We start from the raw sequence: 18253 nt of genomic DNA on the forward strand, positions 1-18253 counted from the left end.
GCTCGCTCCTTCCTTCTTTGGATACCGACATCTTAAACAGATGTCGGCGGGAGGGGCGGGCCATCCATAAAGGGGGGGGGGCTTTGGCCAGCGGTCCAGCGCTTCGCCCGGATCGTCCGAGGCAAAGCCCCGGATGTCACGGACGTGTGCATGATCATTCCACTTCTTGGGGGAGAGACCGCGCCAAATCCTTGACCCCGCCGCGCCGGCCGCCGTTCAGGATCATTGGCCCACGCGTAGAGCGAGGACTGAGACCGAAGGGGCGCGCCCATGAGGGCGTATCATGAAGGCATATCATGAGGGGCTGGCCATAAAGGACTGCCGCGCCTTCCGAAATTCCCCCAAGACCCCCTTCCGGGATGCTATATCTGACCCATGGAATCCGCCGATACGATCGCCCTCTTCGGGGCCCTCACCGTCCTGATCAGCGTCTTGGCCGGCGCGGCCTCGACCCGTTTCGGGGCACCGATGCTTCTGGTCTTCCTGATCATCGGGATGCTGGTGGGGGAGGACGGGCCCGGCAATATTTCCTTCGACGATTATCACACCACCTATCTGGTCGGCAGTATCGCGCTGGCGATCATCCTGTTCGACGGCGGCCTCCGCACGCGCTGGCCGGTCTTTCGCGGGGCGGCGGCGCCGGCCTCGCTGCTGGCGACATTGGGGGTTCTGGTCACGGCGGGGGTGACGGCGCTCGGCGCCTATGCGGTGCTGGATGTCGGGTATCTCCAGGCGATGCTGATCGGCGCGATCGTCTCCTCGACTGACGCGGCGGCGGTGTTCCTCATCCTGTCCGGCCGGGGCGTGCGCATAAGGGAGCGTCTGCGCGGTATCCTGGAGGCGGAAGCGGGCCTGAACGACCCGGTCGCCGTGCTGCTCACCACCACCTGCGTCAGCCTGATCCAGGCCGGCGTCGCGGCGAACGCGGGCGAGACGGGGTGGTTGATGGCGGAACGGTTCGTCTTTCAGATCGCCGGCGGGCTTCTGGGCGGGTTGGTCGGCGGCGCGGTGATGCTGATGGCGATCAACCGCATGGCGATCGCCTCCGGCCTTTATCCGATCATGGCGGCATCGGCCGCCGTGCTGCTGTTCGCGGCGATGCAGCAGGTGGGCGCGAGCGGCTTTCTCGCCGTCTATCTCGCGGGCCTCGTCGTCGGCAGCAACCGGCACCGGGCGACCTATGTCATCATGCGGTTCCATGACGGGCTGGCCTGGCTGTGCCAGATCGTGATGTTCCTAATGCTGGGTCTGCTGGTGACGCCGAGTTCGCTGGTGCCGTTGATCGTCCCCGCGCTCGCCATCGGGCTGACGCTGATCCTGGTGGCGCGCCCGGTCGCGGTGCTGCTCTGCGCGCCGTTCCTGAAGCTCGCCCCGAGGGAGGGGGCGTTTCTCTCCTGGGTCGGGCTGCGCGGGGCGGTGCCGATCTTCCTCGGCACCATTCCCGTGCTGGCGGGGCTGGAGGACGGCGATCTCTATTTCGGAATCGTCTATATCGTGGTGCTGCTCTCCCTCGTGCTGCAGGGGTGGAGCGTGGGGCCGGTCGGGCGGCGGCTCAACGTGCTGCTGGCGCCGCGTCCGGAGCAACCGCCGCGCGTCGAGATCGACATGCCGTCGGAGACCGGGCGGGTCCTGGTCGCCTATAGCGTCCAACCGCAGAGCCTCGCCACCCGCCGGACGGTCGATCGTCTGCCCCTGCCGGCGGATAGCCAGATCGTCTCCATTCTGCGCGACGGCCAGGTGCTGCCGGCGGCGCGGGTCGACCGTGTCGGGCCAGGCGACGATGTGCTGGTGACGACCGTCAGCGACGCGCTGCCGACCATGGACAGGCTTTTCGGGGCCCGGCCCAGCCAACCGCGCGACACGACCGCCCTGTTTCGTTTCCCCGCCGCGACGCAGGCCGGCGCGATCCTGGAGCAATATGGCGAATGGCTGCCCCCGGCGTTGGCACCGCTTCCCATCGGCGAGCTGTTGACGGCCCTTCTGCGTGTGAAGCCGCGCGAGGGGGCGCGCATCGTTTTCGCGCGTTGCGACCTGGTGGTCACCGCCATGGCGGACGGGGCGGTGACGCAGGTCGGCCTGGAACCCGCCCTGGACCGGACGCCGGGCCAGGTCGCGATGATTCGTGCGCGGCTCTATCCCCGCCTGCTTTGGGGGGCGCTTCGCCGTCGGGTCGTCGGCACGGTGCGCACCAAATCGCCGGAGGAGTAGGGTTGGCGCACATGGTGCGTCTTTTTCCTTCCATTGCGCACAGGGTGCGCTAGAATCGTAACAGGTACGTCATGAACGACATCATGCACGGCACGGAGACCTGGAACGATGGAAAGCGCGATCGAGACGGCGCAAATGCTGACCATGGTGGTGCTGATCGGTTTCACCTCGCCGGTGGACGGCCGGTTCGCGCCGGTTAGCTACAGCTTCTATCAGGCAACACCCCGGCAATGCGCGGAGGAACAGGCGCGCAATCACGACGATGCGCGGCGCATCCTTTGCCTGGATAAGAGCAAGGAAGACCGGCGAACCATGAGCGACATGCTGCGCGAAGTCGGCTGATCGTCCCCAGCGCCGCGGGATATATCGGCCGGTTTCGCCGGTTGCCGCGCGCGGACGCTTTACGCCGGGTGGCCCTCATCCCCATATGGACGCTATAGGGAGGGGATGACGATGCTTTGTTACGTCACGGATTTCGGGGTGACGGGCCCCTATGTCGGGCAGATGCGCGCGGCCGTGAGCGCGCGCGCTCCCGCGTTGCCCCAGATCGACCTGATGCATGATGCCCCGGCCTTCGCGCCCCGGCCGGCGGCCTATCTGCTGGCGGCCCTGGCGGCGGAGATGCCGGCGGGCGCCACCTTCTGCGTCGTGGTCGACCCGGGCGTCGGCGGGCCACGCCGTGCCTTGATGCTGGAAGCCGGCGGGCGGCGTTTCGTCGGCCCCGACAACGGGGTGCTGGCGATCGCCGCGCGGCGCGATCCGGCGGCGCGGTGGCACGAACTCACATGGCGGCCGGAGCGGTTGAGCGCGAGCTTCCACGGCCGTGATCTGTTCGCGCCGGCCGCCGCCCGCTGGGCGGTGGACGAGATGCCGGCCCATCGCCCGGTCGAGGAGACGCCGGTCGGCGCCGATTGGCCGGAGGATTTGGCGGAGGTGATCTATATCGACCGCTACGGCAACTGCATGACGGGCCTGCGGGGAGACAGGGCGAATCTGCCCTTCGCGCGATGCCGAACCTTCTCGGAAGCGGGGGTGGGCGAGGTCTTCTGGTACGCGAATTCCAACGGCCTTGCCGAGATCGCGGTCAATCAGGGCAGCGCCGCCGACACCCTCGGCCTGCGGGTCGGTTCGCCGATCGCGATGTGACGGCCCCGGCGACGGATTATAATTTAGAACAATTCCAAAAAACACTTGAACACATTCCGCCCCTTACCATCTATCATCGAGAAGGGACGCCAAAACAGCAGCCAAAGGAGGCAGCGATGGATATCGATATCGGCATGAAGCAGGATGAGCGTAGCGAGGTCGCGAAGGGCTTGGCGCGCGTTCTGGCGGACAGCTACACGCTCTACATCAAGACCCACAACTTCCATTGGAACGTGACGGGGCCGATGTTCAATTCGCTTCACGCCATGTTCGAGGAACACTATACCGAACTGGCCACCGCGGTCGACGAGATCGCCGAGCGTATCCGCGCGTTGGGCGAGTTCGCGCCGGGCTCCTACAAGGCCTTCGCCGAACTGACCTCGATCAAGGAGGAAACCGGCGTGCCCGAGGCCAAGGAGATGATCCGCCAGATGGTCGAGGGGCATGAGACCGTGGCGCGCACCGCGCGGGAGGTCTTCCCGACCGCCGAGAAGGCGGGCGACGAGCCGACGGCCGACCTGCTGACCCAGCGCATGCAGGTGCATGAGAAGACCGCCTGGATGCTGCGCAGCATGCTTGAATAACCGTCCGGCCGGCGGCCGCCGGGCGATCCTCCAACGATCCCCCAACGGGAAAGCCCCGCTCGATCCGCGAGCGGGGCTTTTTCGTGCCCCTGCGCGCGTTGGCGATCCCTAGGATAACACCTATTAGGTTAAATTTTATTTCATTTCATGTATAATGTGTATCCGTTCCAAATGGGAATCACCAAGAGGAGGGGGAAATGCGACATGTTTTTTCATTCTCCGTGGTCGTCGCGACATGGGGCGCGTTGCTCGCGGTGCCTACCTGGGCGCAGGGCGGGGCTCTGAGCGGCGGTGAGATCGAAACGCTGCTGTCGGGCTCCGTCGCCGAGGGAACGACGGATAAGGGGGCCGGCTATCAGATACGCTATGACGCCGACGGAACCGCGCATTTCAAGCTGGAAACAATTCATTCGCCGATGACGGCCAGTGGGGCGTCGAGGGCGATGCTTATTGCGCGCAATGGGAAAGGATACGCAAAGGCAAGCGGGGGTGCTGGACCGTCACGGACCTGGGCGACGGACGCTACACCTTCGGTGGCATCGACGGCGCGGACGATCTCGAGGTCGAAATCGAGAACTAATGACCGGACAGCGGGAGGGTGGAATGCGTCGAACGCTCTTGATCCTCGGCGCCATCGGGGCGACCGCGCTCGTCGCTTCCGGGTGCGCGTCCTATGACGAGCGCCAGGCGGAACTGCACGAGATTCTCCTGCACTGGCAGGGCGCCAAATCGACCTATCTCGATCATGAGGGCGAGAAGGTGAAGGTGGATCGATTGCCGGCGCGGGACGGGCGGCACGAAATACGCGTGCGGCATCTGTGCTCGGATTGCGGGATGGAGAACGCGGAACGCCTCCGGATCGCCGAATCGGTGGCCGAGGAGGTCATGGCGGGAACCTGCCCGGCCGGATATACCGTGCTGGAGGAAGGCCATACGGTCGAACCGCTGGGACAGAAGCGGAGCTATCGCGCCTTGTCGGCCGGCATCCGGCGCTATCTGTTCAGGTGCCGGACCTGACCCCACCTCACGCGGATCGATGCCGGCCGGTCACTCGGCGCCGCATCGCTCGCACAAGCCACGCAGCTCGACGATCGCGCTGTCGAGGGTGAAGGCGCGTTCCCGCGCCCGTTCGCAAAAGCGCGTATCGACCTCCGGGTCCGACCATTCGGCCACGTCCCCGCATTGCCCGCAGATCGCGAAGACCACCGCCCCATGATGCGCGTCGCGCCCGGCATGGCAGCAGGCGATATAGGCGTTGAGCGTCTCCAGCCGGTGGACCAGCCGGTCCGCGACCAGCCGGTCGAGGGCGCGATAGACCTGCATCGGCGCGCGCAGGCCCGCGCCGCGTAGCGCGTCCAGGATCGCATAGGCGCTGAGCGGCGCGTCGCTCGCCTCCAGCGCGTCGAGGACGAGCCGCTCGTTCCGGGTAAGGGTGCGGGCGGTTCTGGTCTTCGAGGGATTGTCGCTCATCGGCCAGTCTCCGCCCGCCCGCGCGGAATCGCAAGGCTCGTCAGGAAAATCGCGGTCGCGGCGACCACGATCGACGGGCCGGAAGGGGTGTCGGCCTCCAGCGAGCCAAAAAGGCCCAGGGCCACCGAGAGCGCCCCGAAGACGGCGGCCAACCCCGCCATCGCCTCCGGCGTCGGGGCGAAACGCCGTGCCGTCGCGGCCGGAATGATCAGCAAGGCGGTGATCAGCAGCACCCCGACCAGTTTCATCGCCAGCGCGATCACGCCCGCCATCAACAGCATGAAGAGCGCGCGGGACCGTTCCGGCCGCAAGCCCTCCGCGGCCGCAAGTTCCGGGTTGACCGTCGCCGCCAGCAAGGGGCGCCAGAGCCAGGCCAAGCCGGCCAGCACGGCCGCCCCGCCAAGATAGACCGCCAGGATATCCGCGTGGGAGACGGCCAGGATATCGCCGAAGAGAAGCGCCGTCAGATCGATTCGGACCCAGGGCATGGCCGCCACCATCACGAGGCCCAGCGCCAATGTCGCATGGGCCAGGATGCCGAGCAGCGCGTCGGTGGAGAGCGTCGGCCGCCGCTGCAACAGCAGCAGCGCCAGCGCGACCAGCGCCGCCACGGCGAAGACGCCAAGCATCGGCTCGATCTCGAACAAAAATGCGAAGGCGATGCCCAGCAGCGCCGAATGCGCCATCGTATCCCCGAAATAGGCCATGCGCCGCCAGACGATGAAACAACCAAGCGGCCCGGCCATCACGGCGACGCCGATGCCGGCGGCGAGCGCGCGCAGGAAGAAGGGTTCAAGCATTCGGCGTCTCCCGGCCTGCCGTATCGGTATCACCGGCCGTCGTCACGATACTGCCGTCGGCATGGTGGTCATGGTCGTGATGATGGGGGTAGATGGCAAGCGTCTCGCCCGCGCGCTTGCCGAAGAGGCGGAGATATTCCGGGCTCTCCAGCACTGTCTGGGGCGCGCCGCAGCAACAAACATGCCCGTTGAGGCAGATCACCGAATCCGTGTCCGCCATCACCACATGCAGATCGTGGCTGATCATCAGGATGCCGCAGCCCGTCTCGTCCCGGATCGTGCGGATCAGATCGTAGATCGCCACTTGGCCGGTGAAATCCACGCCCTGCACCGGCTCGTCCAGCACCAATAGCGCGGGGTCGCGCACCAGCGCGCGGGCCAGCAGGGCGCGCTGGAATTCACCGCCCGACAGGCGCTGGACCGACGCCTTGCGCAGATGGCCGATTCCCACCCGCGCCAGCGCCGCGTCGAGCGCCGCGTCGTTCGGTCGCGCGGTCAGGCGCATCAGCCGTTCCACCGTCAGCGGCAGGGTCCAGTCGATCGCCAGCTTCTGCGGCACATAGCCGACGGTCAGTCCGTCCGCGCGGCGCACCCGCCCCTCGTCCGGCGCGATCAGGCCGAGCGCGGCGCGCGCCGTCGTGCTTTTCCCCGAACCGTTGGGTCCGATCAGCGTCACGATCTCGCCGGGCCGTATGCTCAGATCGACGCCCCGGACCAGCCATCGCCCACCACGTTGCACGCCGAGCCCCGTTGCCTCCACCAGGGGTGCGGCGTTCCGCCGCCCGGCGGCGGCCGGCGGGGTCGGCGGGGGGCGGTCCATCGCGTGATCGACGGCATGTTTATGCATCGGGACCCCTTGCGGAAAATCAATTCGGGTGGCATATGCCTCGAACCGAAATGTTATGAGGTAACATCACATGTCTTCCCGGATACAGCATGGACCCGCCCGCCGGTCAAGCATCCTCGATCTTGGCGGAAATCGGATGCGGGGCGTCGCGGGCGCCCTGCTGGCGCTCGGCCTGCCCCTGGCCATGGCGATGGGCACGGCCGTAACCCCGGCCCGGGCGGAGGCGCCGCGCGTCGTCACCTCGGTCAAGCCCGTGCAGGGGCTGGTCGCCGCCGTCATGGGGGATGTCGGCACGCCGGAGGTTCTGGTGGAGGGAACACGGTCCCCGCACGGCTATGCCCTGACGCCGTCCGACGCGCGTGCCTTGGCGGGCGCGGATTTGGTGGTCTGGATTGGGCCGTCGCTCTCGGGATTCCTCGGCCGGGCCCTGGAGACGACGGCCGAGGGGGTGCCGGTCCTTACCCTGATCGAAGCCGATGGAATCGCGACCATGCCCTTCGCGTCCGGTCATCATCACGGCCATGATCATGGGCATGATGATGAAGACGCGCATCACGGGGAAGCGCATGAGGACGGGCATGCGCACGACCATGACGAAGCGCGCGCCGGGGAGGCGGAGCATGATCATGACCATGATCACGGGGACGAGCATGGCCATGACCATGATCACGGAGATACCCATGATCACGGGGACGACCACGGCCATGAGCATGGCCATGAGGAGGGACACGCGCACGGGGCCGGCACCGATCCGCATATATGGCTCGACCCGGAGAACGCGCGGCTGATGCTGGACGCGATCGCCGCCCGCCTGGCGGAGATCGATCCGGCCAACGCGGCCGTCTATGCCGGCAATGCCGGGGCGGCCAAGGCGCGGGTCTCGGCCTTGGAGACGGAGCTTACCCGTGAAATCGGCCCATTCGCCGAACGCGGCTATGTCGTCTTCCACGACGCCTATCGCTATTTCGAACGGCGTTTCGGCCTGCATTCCCTGGGCGCCATCGCCATCGACCCTGAAATTCCGCCGGGCGCCGAGCGGATCGTCGCGCTACGCCGATCCGTGCGGGAAAGCGGCGCGGCCTGCGTCTTCATGGAGCCGCAGTTCGACCCCGCCATCGTCGATACGGTCATCGAGGGAACCGGCGCGCGGAAGGGTGTTCTGGACCCGCTCGGCTCCACGCTGGCGGAGGGGCCCGATTTCTATCAACGGCTGCTCCGCGCGATGGGCGATTCCTTCCGGACCTGCCTGTCCGGGGGCTGACCGGCGGCGGCCGGCCTTGTCCCCTCATACCCGGGCAAGACCGGCCGCCGAGGCGATCAGTTCGAAGGAGCGCAGGCGCTTCGGGTGCTCGAAGACATCCGACACGACCATCAACTCGTCGGCGCCGGTCTCCTCGACCAGGGCCTGGAGGCCCTGCCCGACGGTTTCGGGCGATCCGACGACCGAACAGGCCAGCATTTGCCGTACATGCGCCTTCTCCGCCGGTGACCAGACGCTTTCGATGTCGTCGACGGGCGGGCGCGACAGGGTGCGCGTGCCGCGGATAAGCTCGGTGAAGGATATCTGTTGCGTGGTGGCCAGCCTGCGCGCCTCCTCGTCCGTTTCGGCGGCGATGACGTTGACGCCGACCATCGCATAGGGGCTGGAAAGCTGGTCGCTGGGTTTGAAGCGCTCGCGATAGATACGCAGCGCGGATATCATATGCTCCGGCGCGAAATGCGAGGCGAAGGCGTAGGGCAAGCCCAGTTCGGCCGCCAAGGTCGCCCCGAAATGGCTGGAGCCGAGAATCCACAGCGGCACGTTGGTTCCCGCCGCCGGCACGGCCTCGATGCGTTGATCCTCCGCGCGCGGCGCGAGAAACGCCTGAAGTTCCAGAACGTCCTGGGGAAAATTCTCCGCCGATTGCGGCGACCGGCGCAGCGCGCGCAGCGTGAGCTGATCGGTACCCGGCGCCCGTCCGAGACCGAGATCGATGCGCCCGGGGAACAGTTGCTCCAGGGTGCCGAATTGCTCCGCGACGATATAGGGCGCGTGGTTGGGCAGCATGATGCCGCCCGCGCCGACCCGGATGCGGGACGTCCCCCCGGCGATATGGGCGATCACCACCGCGGTCGCGGCGCTGGCGATGCCCTGCATGTTGTGGTGTTCCGCGACCCATAGGCGGCGATATCCCCAATCCTCCGCATGCCGGGCCAGGTCGCGGGCATCGTCCAGCGCCCGGCGCGCGTCCGAGCCCTGCTTGACCCGGGCGAGTTCGAGAATGGAAAGCGGAACCATGGCGGAAACTCCTATTCGCGGTCGCGCGTCTGTTCGGGTGTCTCTATTCGGGCGTTGGACGAACCGGCCGGATGGCCCACGCCCGCCCCGGCGGCCACGCCGTCATGACGCCTCGCCGGGAAAAGAGGGAACAAGGTGAAGTTGGGAACGCGCGGCGCGCATCGCCAGCACTGATTATCGATTGACGTGCCACTCGGCGGTCTTGGCCGCGCGGCGGGGACGCATTTTGGGCCGCGCGCCGAACCCGGGCGTGGGCGGGGAGCTGATTCGGCTGCCTTCCGGCTTCCCCCGCCCCGGCGGCGGGACCGAGAACCCGCCTGAACCAGACCATCCAACCGGCGATTCAGGCGGCCTCGTAGGAGGCGCCAGTGCAGACCCTAAGAAAGTGGGCGATCGAGCCACCGGCACGGTCGTCGAAGGGCTATGGAAAGATCGGGAAGGATCGTCGACGGGGGAGGGAATGGCGCGCCATCCCGAAGGGATGTTGACCCAAAACTGGAGTACCAGTTCGACGTCAGGAGAAATGGCGCGCCCCAAAGGACGAAGTCCGAACTCTTTAAAGAACCGGGAGCGGTGTTCGAGTGAAGGGAGAATGGCGCGCCCGACAGGATTCGAACCTGTGACCTCCGCCTTCGGAGGGCGGCGCTCTATCCAGCTGAGCTACGGGCGCTTGATCGCGGCGGCGGCCCGGTGACCGGGTCGCGCCATTATCGTTCAGTGCGCTCTATAACGAAGCCGGCCCGGCTTGGCCAGAATGAAGTTTGCCGGACAGCCTTAGCGCCCGGTCTTTTCATAGGCGCGGAACTGGTCCAGCAGGCGCGCGGCGGGGAGCAGGCGGGTCTGCCAGAGCGTCATGGAGTCCGGGGCCGCGCGGGCCTGCCATTGGCGGAAATCGCGGCACCAGCGCCCCTCGACCGCCTTGCGGAAGGCGACGGAGTCGGGGGCGATCGGGCCCGAGGCCGTATCGAGGCCGAGCGCCGCGCGGGCGCGCGCCTCCACCAGCGAGGCCTCGCATTCCAGGTCGAGCGTCCGGGCACCGCCGGCGATATCGCCTTCAAGCTCCTGCAGCCCGTGGCCGGCGAGTTCATGGGCCAGCACGCTCGCCAGCTCGGCCTCGCCGCGCGCCGCGCCGTGGCGCCCGACCACGACGAGGAACCGGGCGCCGATACCCGCATCGCCGCCCGGCAGAAAGGCGGCGAGCGTCACCCGGCTGAGGGCCGGATAGGGGAAGTCGGGATCATGGACCACCAGAACCTCGCCCGCGCCGGAGAGCCGCGCGATCGTCCGATCCGCCGCCGGATCGGCCGCGCGCAGCCGGTCGAGCGCCGCGCGGATATGCGCGATCGCCGCCCCGGCCGCCTTCTTACGCCTTGTCCCGTCACTCTCGGCTTGGCTGTCGAGGGCGTGGAAGGTGACGCCGCCCGCACGGGCCGTCGCCACGATCCCGCGCGCGGCCAGCCGGTCCGGGTCGAAGGGTGACAGCGCCGCCGCCCCGGCGGGGACGAGCACGGCAAGGATAAGCAGGAGGAAGAGAAGGCAAGGGCCCGGAGTCCGGCGCCTTCGGCGTTCCACCCGTGCCATGGGGGCTACAACCCTCCGCTTACCGTGATCGTCGTGCCGGAGACGAAGGGCGCCTCGTCCGACACGAGCCAGGCGACGGCGTTGGCCATGTCCTCCGCCGTGCCGTTGCGGCGCAGCGGCGTGCGGGCGGCGACCTGCGCCGGTTTGTCGTGTTGCCCCCGTTCGGCGTGGATGTCCGTCAGGGTCGTGCCGGGCGCGACGCCGGCGACCCGCACGCCTTCCGGTCCCAGTTCCACCGCCAGCGCGCGCGTCAGCACGTCGAGCGCGGCCTTGCTGGCGCCGTAATGGATGAATTCGTTCGGGCTGCCGAGGCGGGCCGCGACGGAGGAGATATTGACGATCACGCCGCCCGCCCCGCCGCGTCCGCGCGCCATGCGGCGGCCGGCCTCGCGCGCGGCGACGAAGGCGCCCAGGATGTTGACGTCGAACAGGCGGGAGAGATCGTCGATCTCCGCATCGATCAACGGGCCCGGCGGGGCGGTGACGCCCGCATTGTTGACCAGCACGTCGAGGCGTCCGAACGCCCCGTCCACCGCGTGGAAGAGGGCCAGCACCGCCGCCGGATCGCCGAGATCGCCCTTATGCGCGAGTCCCCGGGCGCCCGCCGCCTCGACATCGGCGAGGACGGCCCGGGCCGCATCCTCCCGGCTGGCATAGGACAACGCGATATCGAAGCCTTCGGCGGCGAGCCGGCGGGCCGTCGCCGCGCCGATCCCGCGCGAACCGCCGGTGATCAGCGCTACCGGACGCGAATTTGGCGGCGGGGTGGGGCCGGGGTCGGTCTTGGTCATGGGTCTTGTCTCCCTCGCGATGCATGGGGATGAAAAAGGACGGGCGCCGCCGGGATATCGGCCGCGCCCGTCCCTCCCCGTTATCGGGAGATCATGCCCGCTGTCCGAGGGTCTGTCAGGCGCTGAAAGCCTGCTCCATCGCGCGGCGGACCTGATAGGCCTGATCGGCCTCGTCCACCACGACGTCGGCATAGGTCAGCGGCTGGTCCTCCGGCACGTCGCGCGCGAGCTTGAGCTTGTGCGCCAGACCGATCGGCAAGGCGCCGATGCGCCGGCTGTCCTCCGCCCGCATCAGCTTGCCCCAGACGGTGTAGCCGCCCTCGCCGTCGAGCGTCTCCCCCGCCTTGAGCGGCCGCTTGGCGACCGCGACCGCGTCGCCGCGCCAGGACCGGGAGGTGCCGGTCGGCTCCCCGCGCAGGGCGGCGCTGGCGACCGAGACGCCGAGTTCCAGCCCGATCAGGTGATAGGGCTTGTACATCGCCGCGTACTCGCCGCTGTCGTCGGTCTTGAGGCCGTATTCGGCGAAGCAGCGCGCGGTATAGGGGCTGCCGGCAGCGAACACCGCATAGACGCCCCAGCGCAGATCGCGGAAGATATCGCCGCCGTCGCGCGCCAGGCTGGAGACCACCTCGACCGTGCCCCGGTCGGCCAGGACGCCGCCGTCGGCCGAGGGCTTCAGGATCTGCGGCAGGTCGTCGACGCCGCAGGGCGGGAAGGCCAGGCCGTCCGCCGGCGGGCTCAGGTCGCAGCCATTGGAGACGGCCGCCATCTCGATCGCGGATTTGGTGCCGTCGAGGAAGCTGTTGAACATCTGCGGGTTCATGCCGCCGGCCTTCGCCTGCTCCGGCGTCAGGCCGTAATGACTCCAGACATCGTCGGGCGTCACCTTGTGGAAATGCGGCAGGTACTTCGTGCCCTTGCCCGCGCACACGACCTCCAGGCCGCAGGCGCGCGCCCAATCCACCATCTCCGAGATCAGGGCCGGCTGGTCGCCATAGGCCATGGAATAGACGACGCCCGCCTCGCGCGCCTTGCGGGCGAGCAGCGGCCCGGCCAGCACGTCGGCCTCGACATTGACCATGACGATATGACGGCCCGCCTCGATCGCGGCCAGGGCATGGCGGATGCCGGCGGGGGGGCTGCCGGTCGCGTCGATCACGACCTCCAGCCCCTCGGCGGCGATGAGCGCGGCCGAATCCTCCGTCACCCAGGTCTTGCCGGTCTTCAGGGCGTCGCCGGCGTCCTTGGCGGTGGCCTGGTCGGCATCCCAGCCGACGCGCTCCAAAGTATCGGCCACCCGCTCGCGCGAGAGGTCGGCGATGCCCATTACATGGAAGCCGGGATGGCGGCCGGCCTGGCTCAGGAACATGGCGCCGAACTTGCCGGCGCCGATCAGGCCCACGCGCACCGGACGGCCCTCGGCCGCCCGCGCGCGCAGCGCGGTATCGAGATTCATGAAAAACTCCCCGTCGGGTCGCGATGCGTGAGAATCTTATCCGATTCGGACGTTAAAGCCGGTCATTCTCGGGCCAATCACTCCGCCGCGACGGCGGCGCGGTTGTCGACCAGTTCCCGCAGGCAATCATCCTCCAGGGATTCGATCGGAGTGAAGTCGCGATGGGCGATCCACTCCTTGCGGGTGAACTTGGTGATGTGGTTCGAAACCGCGCAGAGGCTGAGATAGACGATGGTGCGGTTCAGCGGGCTGATGTTCGGCGGGCTGGCATGAACCAGATTGCCGTGGAACATGACGACGGAGCCCTTCGGGCCGATCGGCGCCTCGCAGCCGCCCTCGGCCGCCAGCCGGCTCACCGCCTCGCGGTCGAGGGTCCAGAGCGGATAACTCGTCGTTTCCAGGTCGTGACCGGCCTCCAGGACGCCCTGCTTGTGCGACTTCGGAATGAACAGCAGCGGGCCGTTGGCGGGCGTCACATCCTCCAGGAAGACGGCGATGTTCATCGCGCGCGGTTCCGGCATGCCGTCGTCGCGGGCCCAGGTGCCGTAATCCTGGTGCCACTGCCAGACCTCGCCGTCGAAGGCGGCCTTCGCGTTGATCTTGTACTGATGCATGTAGAGCTTTTCGCCGAGCAACTGCTCGACCGGCTCGACCAGACGGGGATGGCGGCCCAGGCGCCGGAACGGCTCCGAATAGGTGTGGGCGGCGAAGGCGGTGCGGGCGACGCCGCTCGACTCGCGCCAGACTTCCTCGCGGTCCTGCTTATAGATGGCCTGCGCCTCGTCCATCAGCATCTGGGCCTCGTCCTCGCTGAACAGGCCCGGCAGGAACAGGAAGCCGTCGTCATCGAAGCGCTTCAGATCGGTTTCGTTGAGTTTCATGGGGGTTTCCTCTCGCTCTCCTTTGGTGGGTCCCTCTCCCGGAGGAGGGGCCCTTGGTCTTGATCCCTCGGCCTTGTTCCGGCCCGCGCGGCCCCTTCAGGCCGGTTGCGCCAGCATGCGCTCGGCCGCGTGGGCCGCGTGCCGGCTCGCCGCCTCCTCGGCGGCGGTCACGTCGCCCGCCAGGATCGCGTCTACGATCCGGCGATGTTCGTCCCAGACCGCGCGGCGGCTCCGTGTCTCGCGCAGCACCAACCCCATGACCCGCCGGATATGGCGCCATGGCTGGGCGGCCGCCTCCTCGACCAACGGATTGCGGGCCAGTTTGTAGATCGCCTGGTGAAAGGCGACGTCGGCCTCGATCAGGCGGCGGGTGTCGCCATCGGCGAGCGCCGCCTCCCCCTCCGCCATCACGGCTTCCAACCGCGCCTTGGCATCCGGTCCGGCGCGACGGGCGGCCGCGCCCGCCGCCAGCCGGTCGAGCGCGCCCCGCAACTCATAGACCTGCCCCACCGTCTCGTCCGTCAGCACGGTGACGCGATAGCCGCGCCGGCCGGCCGGCTCGACGAAGCCGTCGCGCCGCAGCATGGCGAGCGCCTGGAGCACGGGCTGGCGCGAGACGCCGAGGGTTTCCGCCAGCCGTTCCTGGACCAGCGATTCGCCCGGCGCCAATTCGCCCGCGCAGATGGCGTCGAGCAGGCGCGCATGCACGACCTCGCTCAAGGTCTGGCGATCTGTCTCCACGGGGGCTAGGGGCATGGGTGGCTCGTCCCGATCAATGGGTACTAAATTTTGAATACTGTATACGAACAACGATCGGCGCACAATGTCCTTGCATGCCCCGTGCCCGCGTCGGACCCTCGCGCCGCGCCGTGCGGCCCCGTCCGGTTAGGGCCGGGAAGGGACGCGCGTAGCCCCGAACCGGAAGGAATAAGCAGGAAGGATTGTCAGGATCATGCGGAAATCCCTGAAGATGTCGGCCGGCGCCGCCGGCCTCGCCATCGGTCTCGCGGCGGGGCTGGTCGGCGGCCTCGTCGGCGGGTCCGCGCCCGCCGCGGCGCAGGAGGTGACGCTGCGCCTGCATCAATTCCTGCCGTTGCGCTCCACCATACCCGCGGAGGCGATCACGCCCTGGATCGAGGCGGTGGAGGCGGACTCCGGCGGACGCATCGAGATCGAGCATTACCCCTCGATGCAGCTCGGTGGCGCCCCGCCCTCGCTCTATGATCAGGCCCGCGACGGCGTCGTGGATATCGTTTGGACGCTTCTCGGCTACACGCCCGGCCGGTTTCAAAAGCTGGAGGCCTTCGAGCTTCCCTTCATGGTCTCGACCGCCGAGGCGACCAGCAAGGCCTTCCACGAATTCGTCCAGAAGAACGGCCTCGACGAATTGTCGGACGTTCACCCGCTGGTGGTGCACACCCATGGCCCCGGTCTGCTGCATGTCCGTGGCGAGGGGGTGAGGAGCCTCGACGACATGGCGGGTCTCACGCTGCGCGGTCCGACGCGGGTGATCACCAAGATGCTCGACGACATGGGCGCGTCGGCGGTCGGTATGCCGGTCCCGGCGGTGCCGGAGGCCCTCTCCAAGGGCGTGATCGATGGCGCGGTCGTCCCGTGGGAGGTGACGGTCCCCCTCAAGATCGCCGAACTGGTGGACAGCCATACCGGTTTCGAGGGCGATCGCGGTCTCTATACCGCGACATTCGCGCTGGTCATGAACAAGGACAGCTACGCCGCCCTGCCGGACGATCTGAAAAAGGTGATCGACGCCCATAGCGGAATCGAGACGGCGGCCCTGTTCGGCGCCGCGATGGACGAGGGCGACAAGGCCGGCCTGGGCATCGCGCGTTCCAGCGGCAATGATATCCGCATGCTCGACCCCGGCCCATGGAAGCAGGCGGCGCAGGCGACGATAGACGATTGGATCGCGGAAATGGATGCGCAAGGCCATGACGGCGCGGCCTTGGTCGAGGAAGCGCGGGCGCTGATCGAGAAATACAGCGCCGAATGATCGCGCGCGCGATGACCGCCCCCCTATCGGCCCCCCAATCGCCCCCCTTGTCGACTCCATGATCCATCGTCTGGTCCATGCCCTCGCCAAGGGATTGGCGCTCGCGGGGGGGCTCGTGCTGGTCGCGATGCTGCTGCTGACGGTGGCGAGCGTCGCGGGACGCGCAATGAGCCCGCTCGGCCTGGAGTCGATCCCGGGCGCCTATGAGCTGGTGGAGATGGGGACGGCCTTCGCCATCTTCGCCTTCCTGCCCTGGTGCCAGTTGACGCGCGGCCATGTCACTGTCGATCTCGTGATGAACGCCGCCGGCTTCCGTGCCAACCGGGTTGTCGACCTAGCGGCCAATCTGTTGATGACGGGGGCGGCCGGCGTGGTGGCGTGGCGTCTCGTCCTCGGCATGCTGGACAAGCAGCGCTATGGCGAGACGACCTTCATCCTGGGCCTGCCACTATGGATCGGCTATGCGGCGGCGGTGGTGGGGGCGGTGCTGTTCGCGCTCGTCAGCCTTTATTGTTGCGGGCGGAGTTTGGGTGAACTGCAAGCCGGCCATCGTGAGGAGGGCGCGCCGTGACGTCGGTGGAAATCGCGCTCGCTTCCTTTCCGGTATTGATGGGGCTGATCCTGCTGCGGGTTCCGATCGGACTGGCCATGCTGGTCGTCGGTTTCGCGGGCATCTGGCTGGTGACCGGCAGTCCGCGCCCGATCATGGGGCAGTTGAAAAGTCTCCCCTACGACACCTTCTCGTCCTATTCGCTCTCGATCGTGCCGCTGTTCCTGCTGATGGGGCAGTTCGCGACGCGCGGCGGGATGAGCCGCGCGTTGTTCCACGCGGCGGAAACCTGGCTCGGCCATCGCCGGGGCGGGATGGCGATGGCGGCCGTGGGGGCCTGCGGGGCGTTCGGGGCGATCTGCGGCTCCTCGCTCGCCACCGCCGCGACCATGGGGCAGGTCGCGTTGCCCGAACTGCGCCGCGCCGGCTATTCGGGCGCGCTCTCGACGGGGGGGCTCGCCGCCGGCGGGACCCTCGGCATCCTGATCCCCCCCTCCGTCATCCTGGTGATCTATGCCGTCCTGACGGAGCAGAATATCGCCAAGCTCTTCATCGCGGCCGTCGTGCCGGGCGCGCTTGCCGCGCTCGGCTATCTGTTGGCGATCGCGGTTTACGTGCGCCTCAAACCCGACGCCGCGGGCACCCGGCCGCGCAGCGACCGGGCCACGCGGGTGCGGGCGCTGTCGCGCGTATGGCCGGTTCTCGCGATCTTCCTGCTGGTGATCGGCGGTATCTATGCCGGATGGTTCACGCCGACCGAGGGCGCGGCCGTGGGCGCGGCCGGGACGGGTTTGGTGGCGGCGTTGAGCGGTGGATTGAACCGGGGCGGGCTGATCGAGTCGCTGCTTTCCACCGCCGTGGCGAGCGGCATGATCTTCTTCATCATCCTGGGCGCGGCGGTCTTCAACGGCTTTCTCGCCTTCTCGCAATTGCCGCAGCAGGCCGTGGCGGCGGTGTCGGCCAGCGGCCTCGGCCCCTGGGCGGTGCTGGCGCTGATCCTGGCCTGCTATCTGGTCTTCGGCTGCATCATGGATTCGCTGTCCATGATCCTGCTGACCATCCCGATTTTCTTTCCGATGGTCATGGCGCTCGATTTCGGTTTGGGACCGGAGGCGACGGCGCTGTGGTTCGGTGTCCTGGTGCTGATCGTGGTCGAGGTCGGGCTGATCACGCCGCCGGTGGGCATGAATCTCTTCATCATCAATTCCATGACCGAGGACGTGCCGATCGGCGAGACCTTCAAGGGCGTCCTTCCCTTCATCCTGAGCGATCTGGCCCGGGTGGCGATCCTGGTGCTCTTTCCCGGTCTCACGCTGGGGCTCGTCGCCTTGCTGTTCTGAGGTCGCGTATCCGGTCGGGGTACGTAGGAGTACCCTGTTCGTGCAACCTTGAATACTTTGGCTGCCGAAACTCTACCAACTATCGAGGTTAATGCGATAAATTCGCATTCCCGAACACAAGAATCCACTGGCGCGGCTAGGGACTTTGTAGCATTAGTTCACGAGCTATCCGCCAGCCTAATACTTTCGGGCTCCTGACGTTTTCGTCACCGGGGTGCTATGCGACGCGGATGGGCTTGAACCGATCCGTTTGCGTATCCCGCGAGGGACTCGGGCTTCGCGGCGGTCGGCGCGCGATCAATACGCGATC

18 protein-coding genes and 1 tRNA gene are annotated in these 18253 nt (G+C 67.7%); 9 read left to right on the forward strand and 10 right to left on the reverse strand.

Going from position 1 to position 18253, the window contains the following annotated elements; translation table 11 throughout:
* Positions 1 to 375 precede the first annotated feature (375 nt).
* From KAJ83_RS17105 to KAJ83_RS17125, 5 genes are all read left to right on the forward strand, one after another.
* Positions 376 to 2208, forward strand: coding sequence for a potassium/proton antiporter (locus KAJ83_RS17105; protein ID WP_246484801.1), 1833 nt, complete (start codon positions 376 to 378; stop codon positions 2206 to 2208).
* A 108-nt stretch (positions 2209 to 2316) separates the two neighbouring features.
* Positions 2317 to 2550 (forward strand): hypothetical protein, encoded by a 234-nt coding sequence (locus KAJ83_RS17110; RefSeq protein WP_210683334.1) that lies wholly within the window; start codon positions 2317 to 2319, stop codon positions 2548 to 2550.
* Positions 2551 to 2661: 111 nt separating this feature from the next.
* Positions 2662 to 3354: an SAM hydrolase/SAM-dependent halogenase family protein gene (locus KAJ83_RS17115; protein ID WP_210683335.1), complete on the forward strand. Its 693-nt coding sequence runs from the start codon at positions 2662 to 2664 to the stop codon at positions 3352 to 3354.
* A gap of 116 nt (positions 3355 to 3470) precedes the next feature.
* Positions 3471 to 3938 (forward strand): Dps family protein, encoded by a 468-nt coding sequence (locus tag KAJ83_RS17120; RefSeq protein WP_210683336.1) that lies wholly within the window; start codon positions 3471 to 3473, stop codon positions 3936 to 3938.
* 603 nt (positions 3939 to 4541) lie between these two features.
* Positions 4542 to 4955, forward strand: a complete 414-nt coding sequence (locus KAJ83_RS17125; protein WP_210683337.1) for a hypothetical protein — start codon at positions 4542 to 4544, stop codon at positions 4953 to 4955.
* A 30-nt stretch (positions 4956 to 4985) separates the two neighbouring features.
* Here KAJ83_RS17125 and KAJ83_RS17130 read toward each other — a convergent pair whose 3' ends face one another.
* The 3 genes from KAJ83_RS17130 to znuC are packed head-to-tail and all read right to left on the reverse strand — an operon-like array spanning position 4986 to position 7055.
* Positions 4986 to 5408 (reverse strand): Fur family transcriptional regulator, encoded by a 423-nt coding sequence (locus KAJ83_RS17130; protein WP_210683338.1) that lies wholly within the window; start codon positions 5406 to 5408, stop codon positions 4986 to 4988.
* Positions 5405 to 6208 (reverse strand): metal ABC transporter permease, encoded by an 804-nt coding sequence (locus tag KAJ83_RS17135; protein ID WP_210683339.1) that lies wholly within the window; start codon positions 6206 to 6208, stop codon positions 5405 to 5407. Before KAJ83_RS17135 ends, KAJ83_RS17130 begins: the two co-directional genes overlap by 4 nt.
* Positions 6201 to 7055: a zinc ABC transporter ATP-binding protein ZnuC gene (znuC, locus tag KAJ83_RS17140; protein WP_281413174.1), complete on the reverse strand. Its 855-nt coding sequence runs from the start codon at positions 7053 to 7055 to the stop codon at positions 6201 to 6203. Before znuC ends, KAJ83_RS17135 begins: the two co-directional genes overlap by 8 nt.
* Positions 7056 to 7191: 136 nt before the next feature.
* Between znuC and KAJ83_RS17145 the strand changes: the two genes are divergently transcribed.
* Positions 7192 to 8316: a zinc ABC transporter substrate-binding protein gene (locus KAJ83_RS17145; protein WP_246484810.1), complete on the forward strand. Its 1125-nt coding sequence runs from the start codon at positions 7192 to 7194 to the stop codon at positions 8314 to 8316.
* A gap of 24 nt (positions 8317 to 8340) precedes the next feature.
* Here KAJ83_RS17145 and KAJ83_RS17150 read toward each other — a convergent pair whose 3' ends face one another.
* The 7 genes from KAJ83_RS17150 to KAJ83_RS17180 all read right to left on the reverse strand — a co-directional run bounded on the left by KAJ83_RS17150 (position 8341) and on the right by KAJ83_RS17180 (position 14798).
* On the reverse strand, positions 8341 to 9333 hold the full coding sequence (locus tag KAJ83_RS17150) for an LLM class flavin-dependent oxidoreductase (RefSeq protein ID WP_210683340.1): 993 nt from the start codon (positions 9331 to 9333) through the stop codon (positions 8341 to 8343).
* A gap of 593 nt (positions 9334 to 9926) precedes the next feature.
* A tRNA-Arg gene (locus KAJ83_RS17155) sits at positions 9927 to 10003 on the reverse strand.
* A gap of 104 nt (positions 10004 to 10107) precedes the next feature.
* On the reverse strand, positions 10108 to 10842 hold the full coding sequence (locus tag KAJ83_RS17160) for a M48 family metalloprotease (RefSeq protein ID WP_210683341.1): 735 nt from the start codon (positions 10840 to 10842) through the stop codon (positions 10108 to 10110).
* 77 nt (positions 10843 to 10919) lie between these two features.
* Complete coding sequence (locus KAJ83_RS17165; protein ID WP_210683342.1) at positions 10920 to 11705, reverse strand: SDR family oxidoreductase; 786 nt, start codon at positions 11703 to 11705, stop codon at positions 10920 to 10922.
* A 115-nt stretch (positions 11706 to 11820) separates the two neighbouring features.
* Complete coding sequence (locus KAJ83_RS17170; RefSeq protein WP_210683343.1) at positions 11821 to 13161, reverse strand: NAD(P)H-dependent oxidoreductase; 1341 nt, start codon at positions 13159 to 13161, stop codon at positions 11821 to 11823.
* A 77-nt stretch (positions 13162 to 13238) separates the two neighbouring features.
* Positions 13239 to 14042, reverse strand: coding sequence for a phytanoyl-CoA dioxygenase family protein (locus KAJ83_RS17175; protein ID WP_210683344.1), 804 nt, complete (start codon positions 14040 to 14042; stop codon positions 13239 to 13241).
* Between the two features lie 96 nt (positions 14043 to 14138).
* The gene (locus tag KAJ83_RS17180; protein WP_210683345.1) at positions 14139 to 14798 is read right to left on the reverse strand and encodes a GntR family transcriptional regulator; all 660 of its coding nucleotides are present in this window, start codon (positions 14796 to 14798) and stop codon (positions 14139 to 14141) included.
* Between the two features lie 196 nt (positions 14799 to 14994).
* Here KAJ83_RS17180 and KAJ83_RS17185 point away from each other — a divergent pair, with 196 nt between their 5' ends.
* The 3 genes from KAJ83_RS17185 to KAJ83_RS17195 are packed head-to-tail and all read left to right on the forward strand — an operon-like array spanning position 14995 to position 17943.
* Positions 14995 to 16053 (forward strand): TRAP transporter substrate-binding protein, encoded by a 1059-nt coding sequence (locus KAJ83_RS17185; protein ID WP_246484821.1) that lies wholly within the window; start codon positions 14995 to 14997, stop codon positions 16051 to 16053.
* A 58-nt stretch (positions 16054 to 16111) separates the two neighbouring features.
* Positions 16112 to 16624, forward strand: coding sequence for a TRAP transporter small permease (locus tag KAJ83_RS17190; protein WP_210683346.1), 513 nt, complete (start codon positions 16112 to 16114; stop codon positions 16622 to 16624).
* Entirely contained in the window at positions 16621 to 17943 is a 1323-nt protein-coding gene (locus KAJ83_RS17195) for a TRAP transporter large permease (protein WP_343222050.1), read from the forward strand. The genes KAJ83_RS17190 and KAJ83_RS17195 overlap by 4 nt, the downstream gene beginning before the upstream one ends.
* Positions 17944 to 18253 lie beyond the last annotated feature (310 nt).

Source organism: Marivibrio halodurans (assembly GCF_017963645.1).
GTDB classification, from domain to species: Bacteria; Pseudomonadota; Alphaproteobacteria; order UBA8366; family Aestuariispiraceae; genus Marivibrio; species Marivibrio halodurans.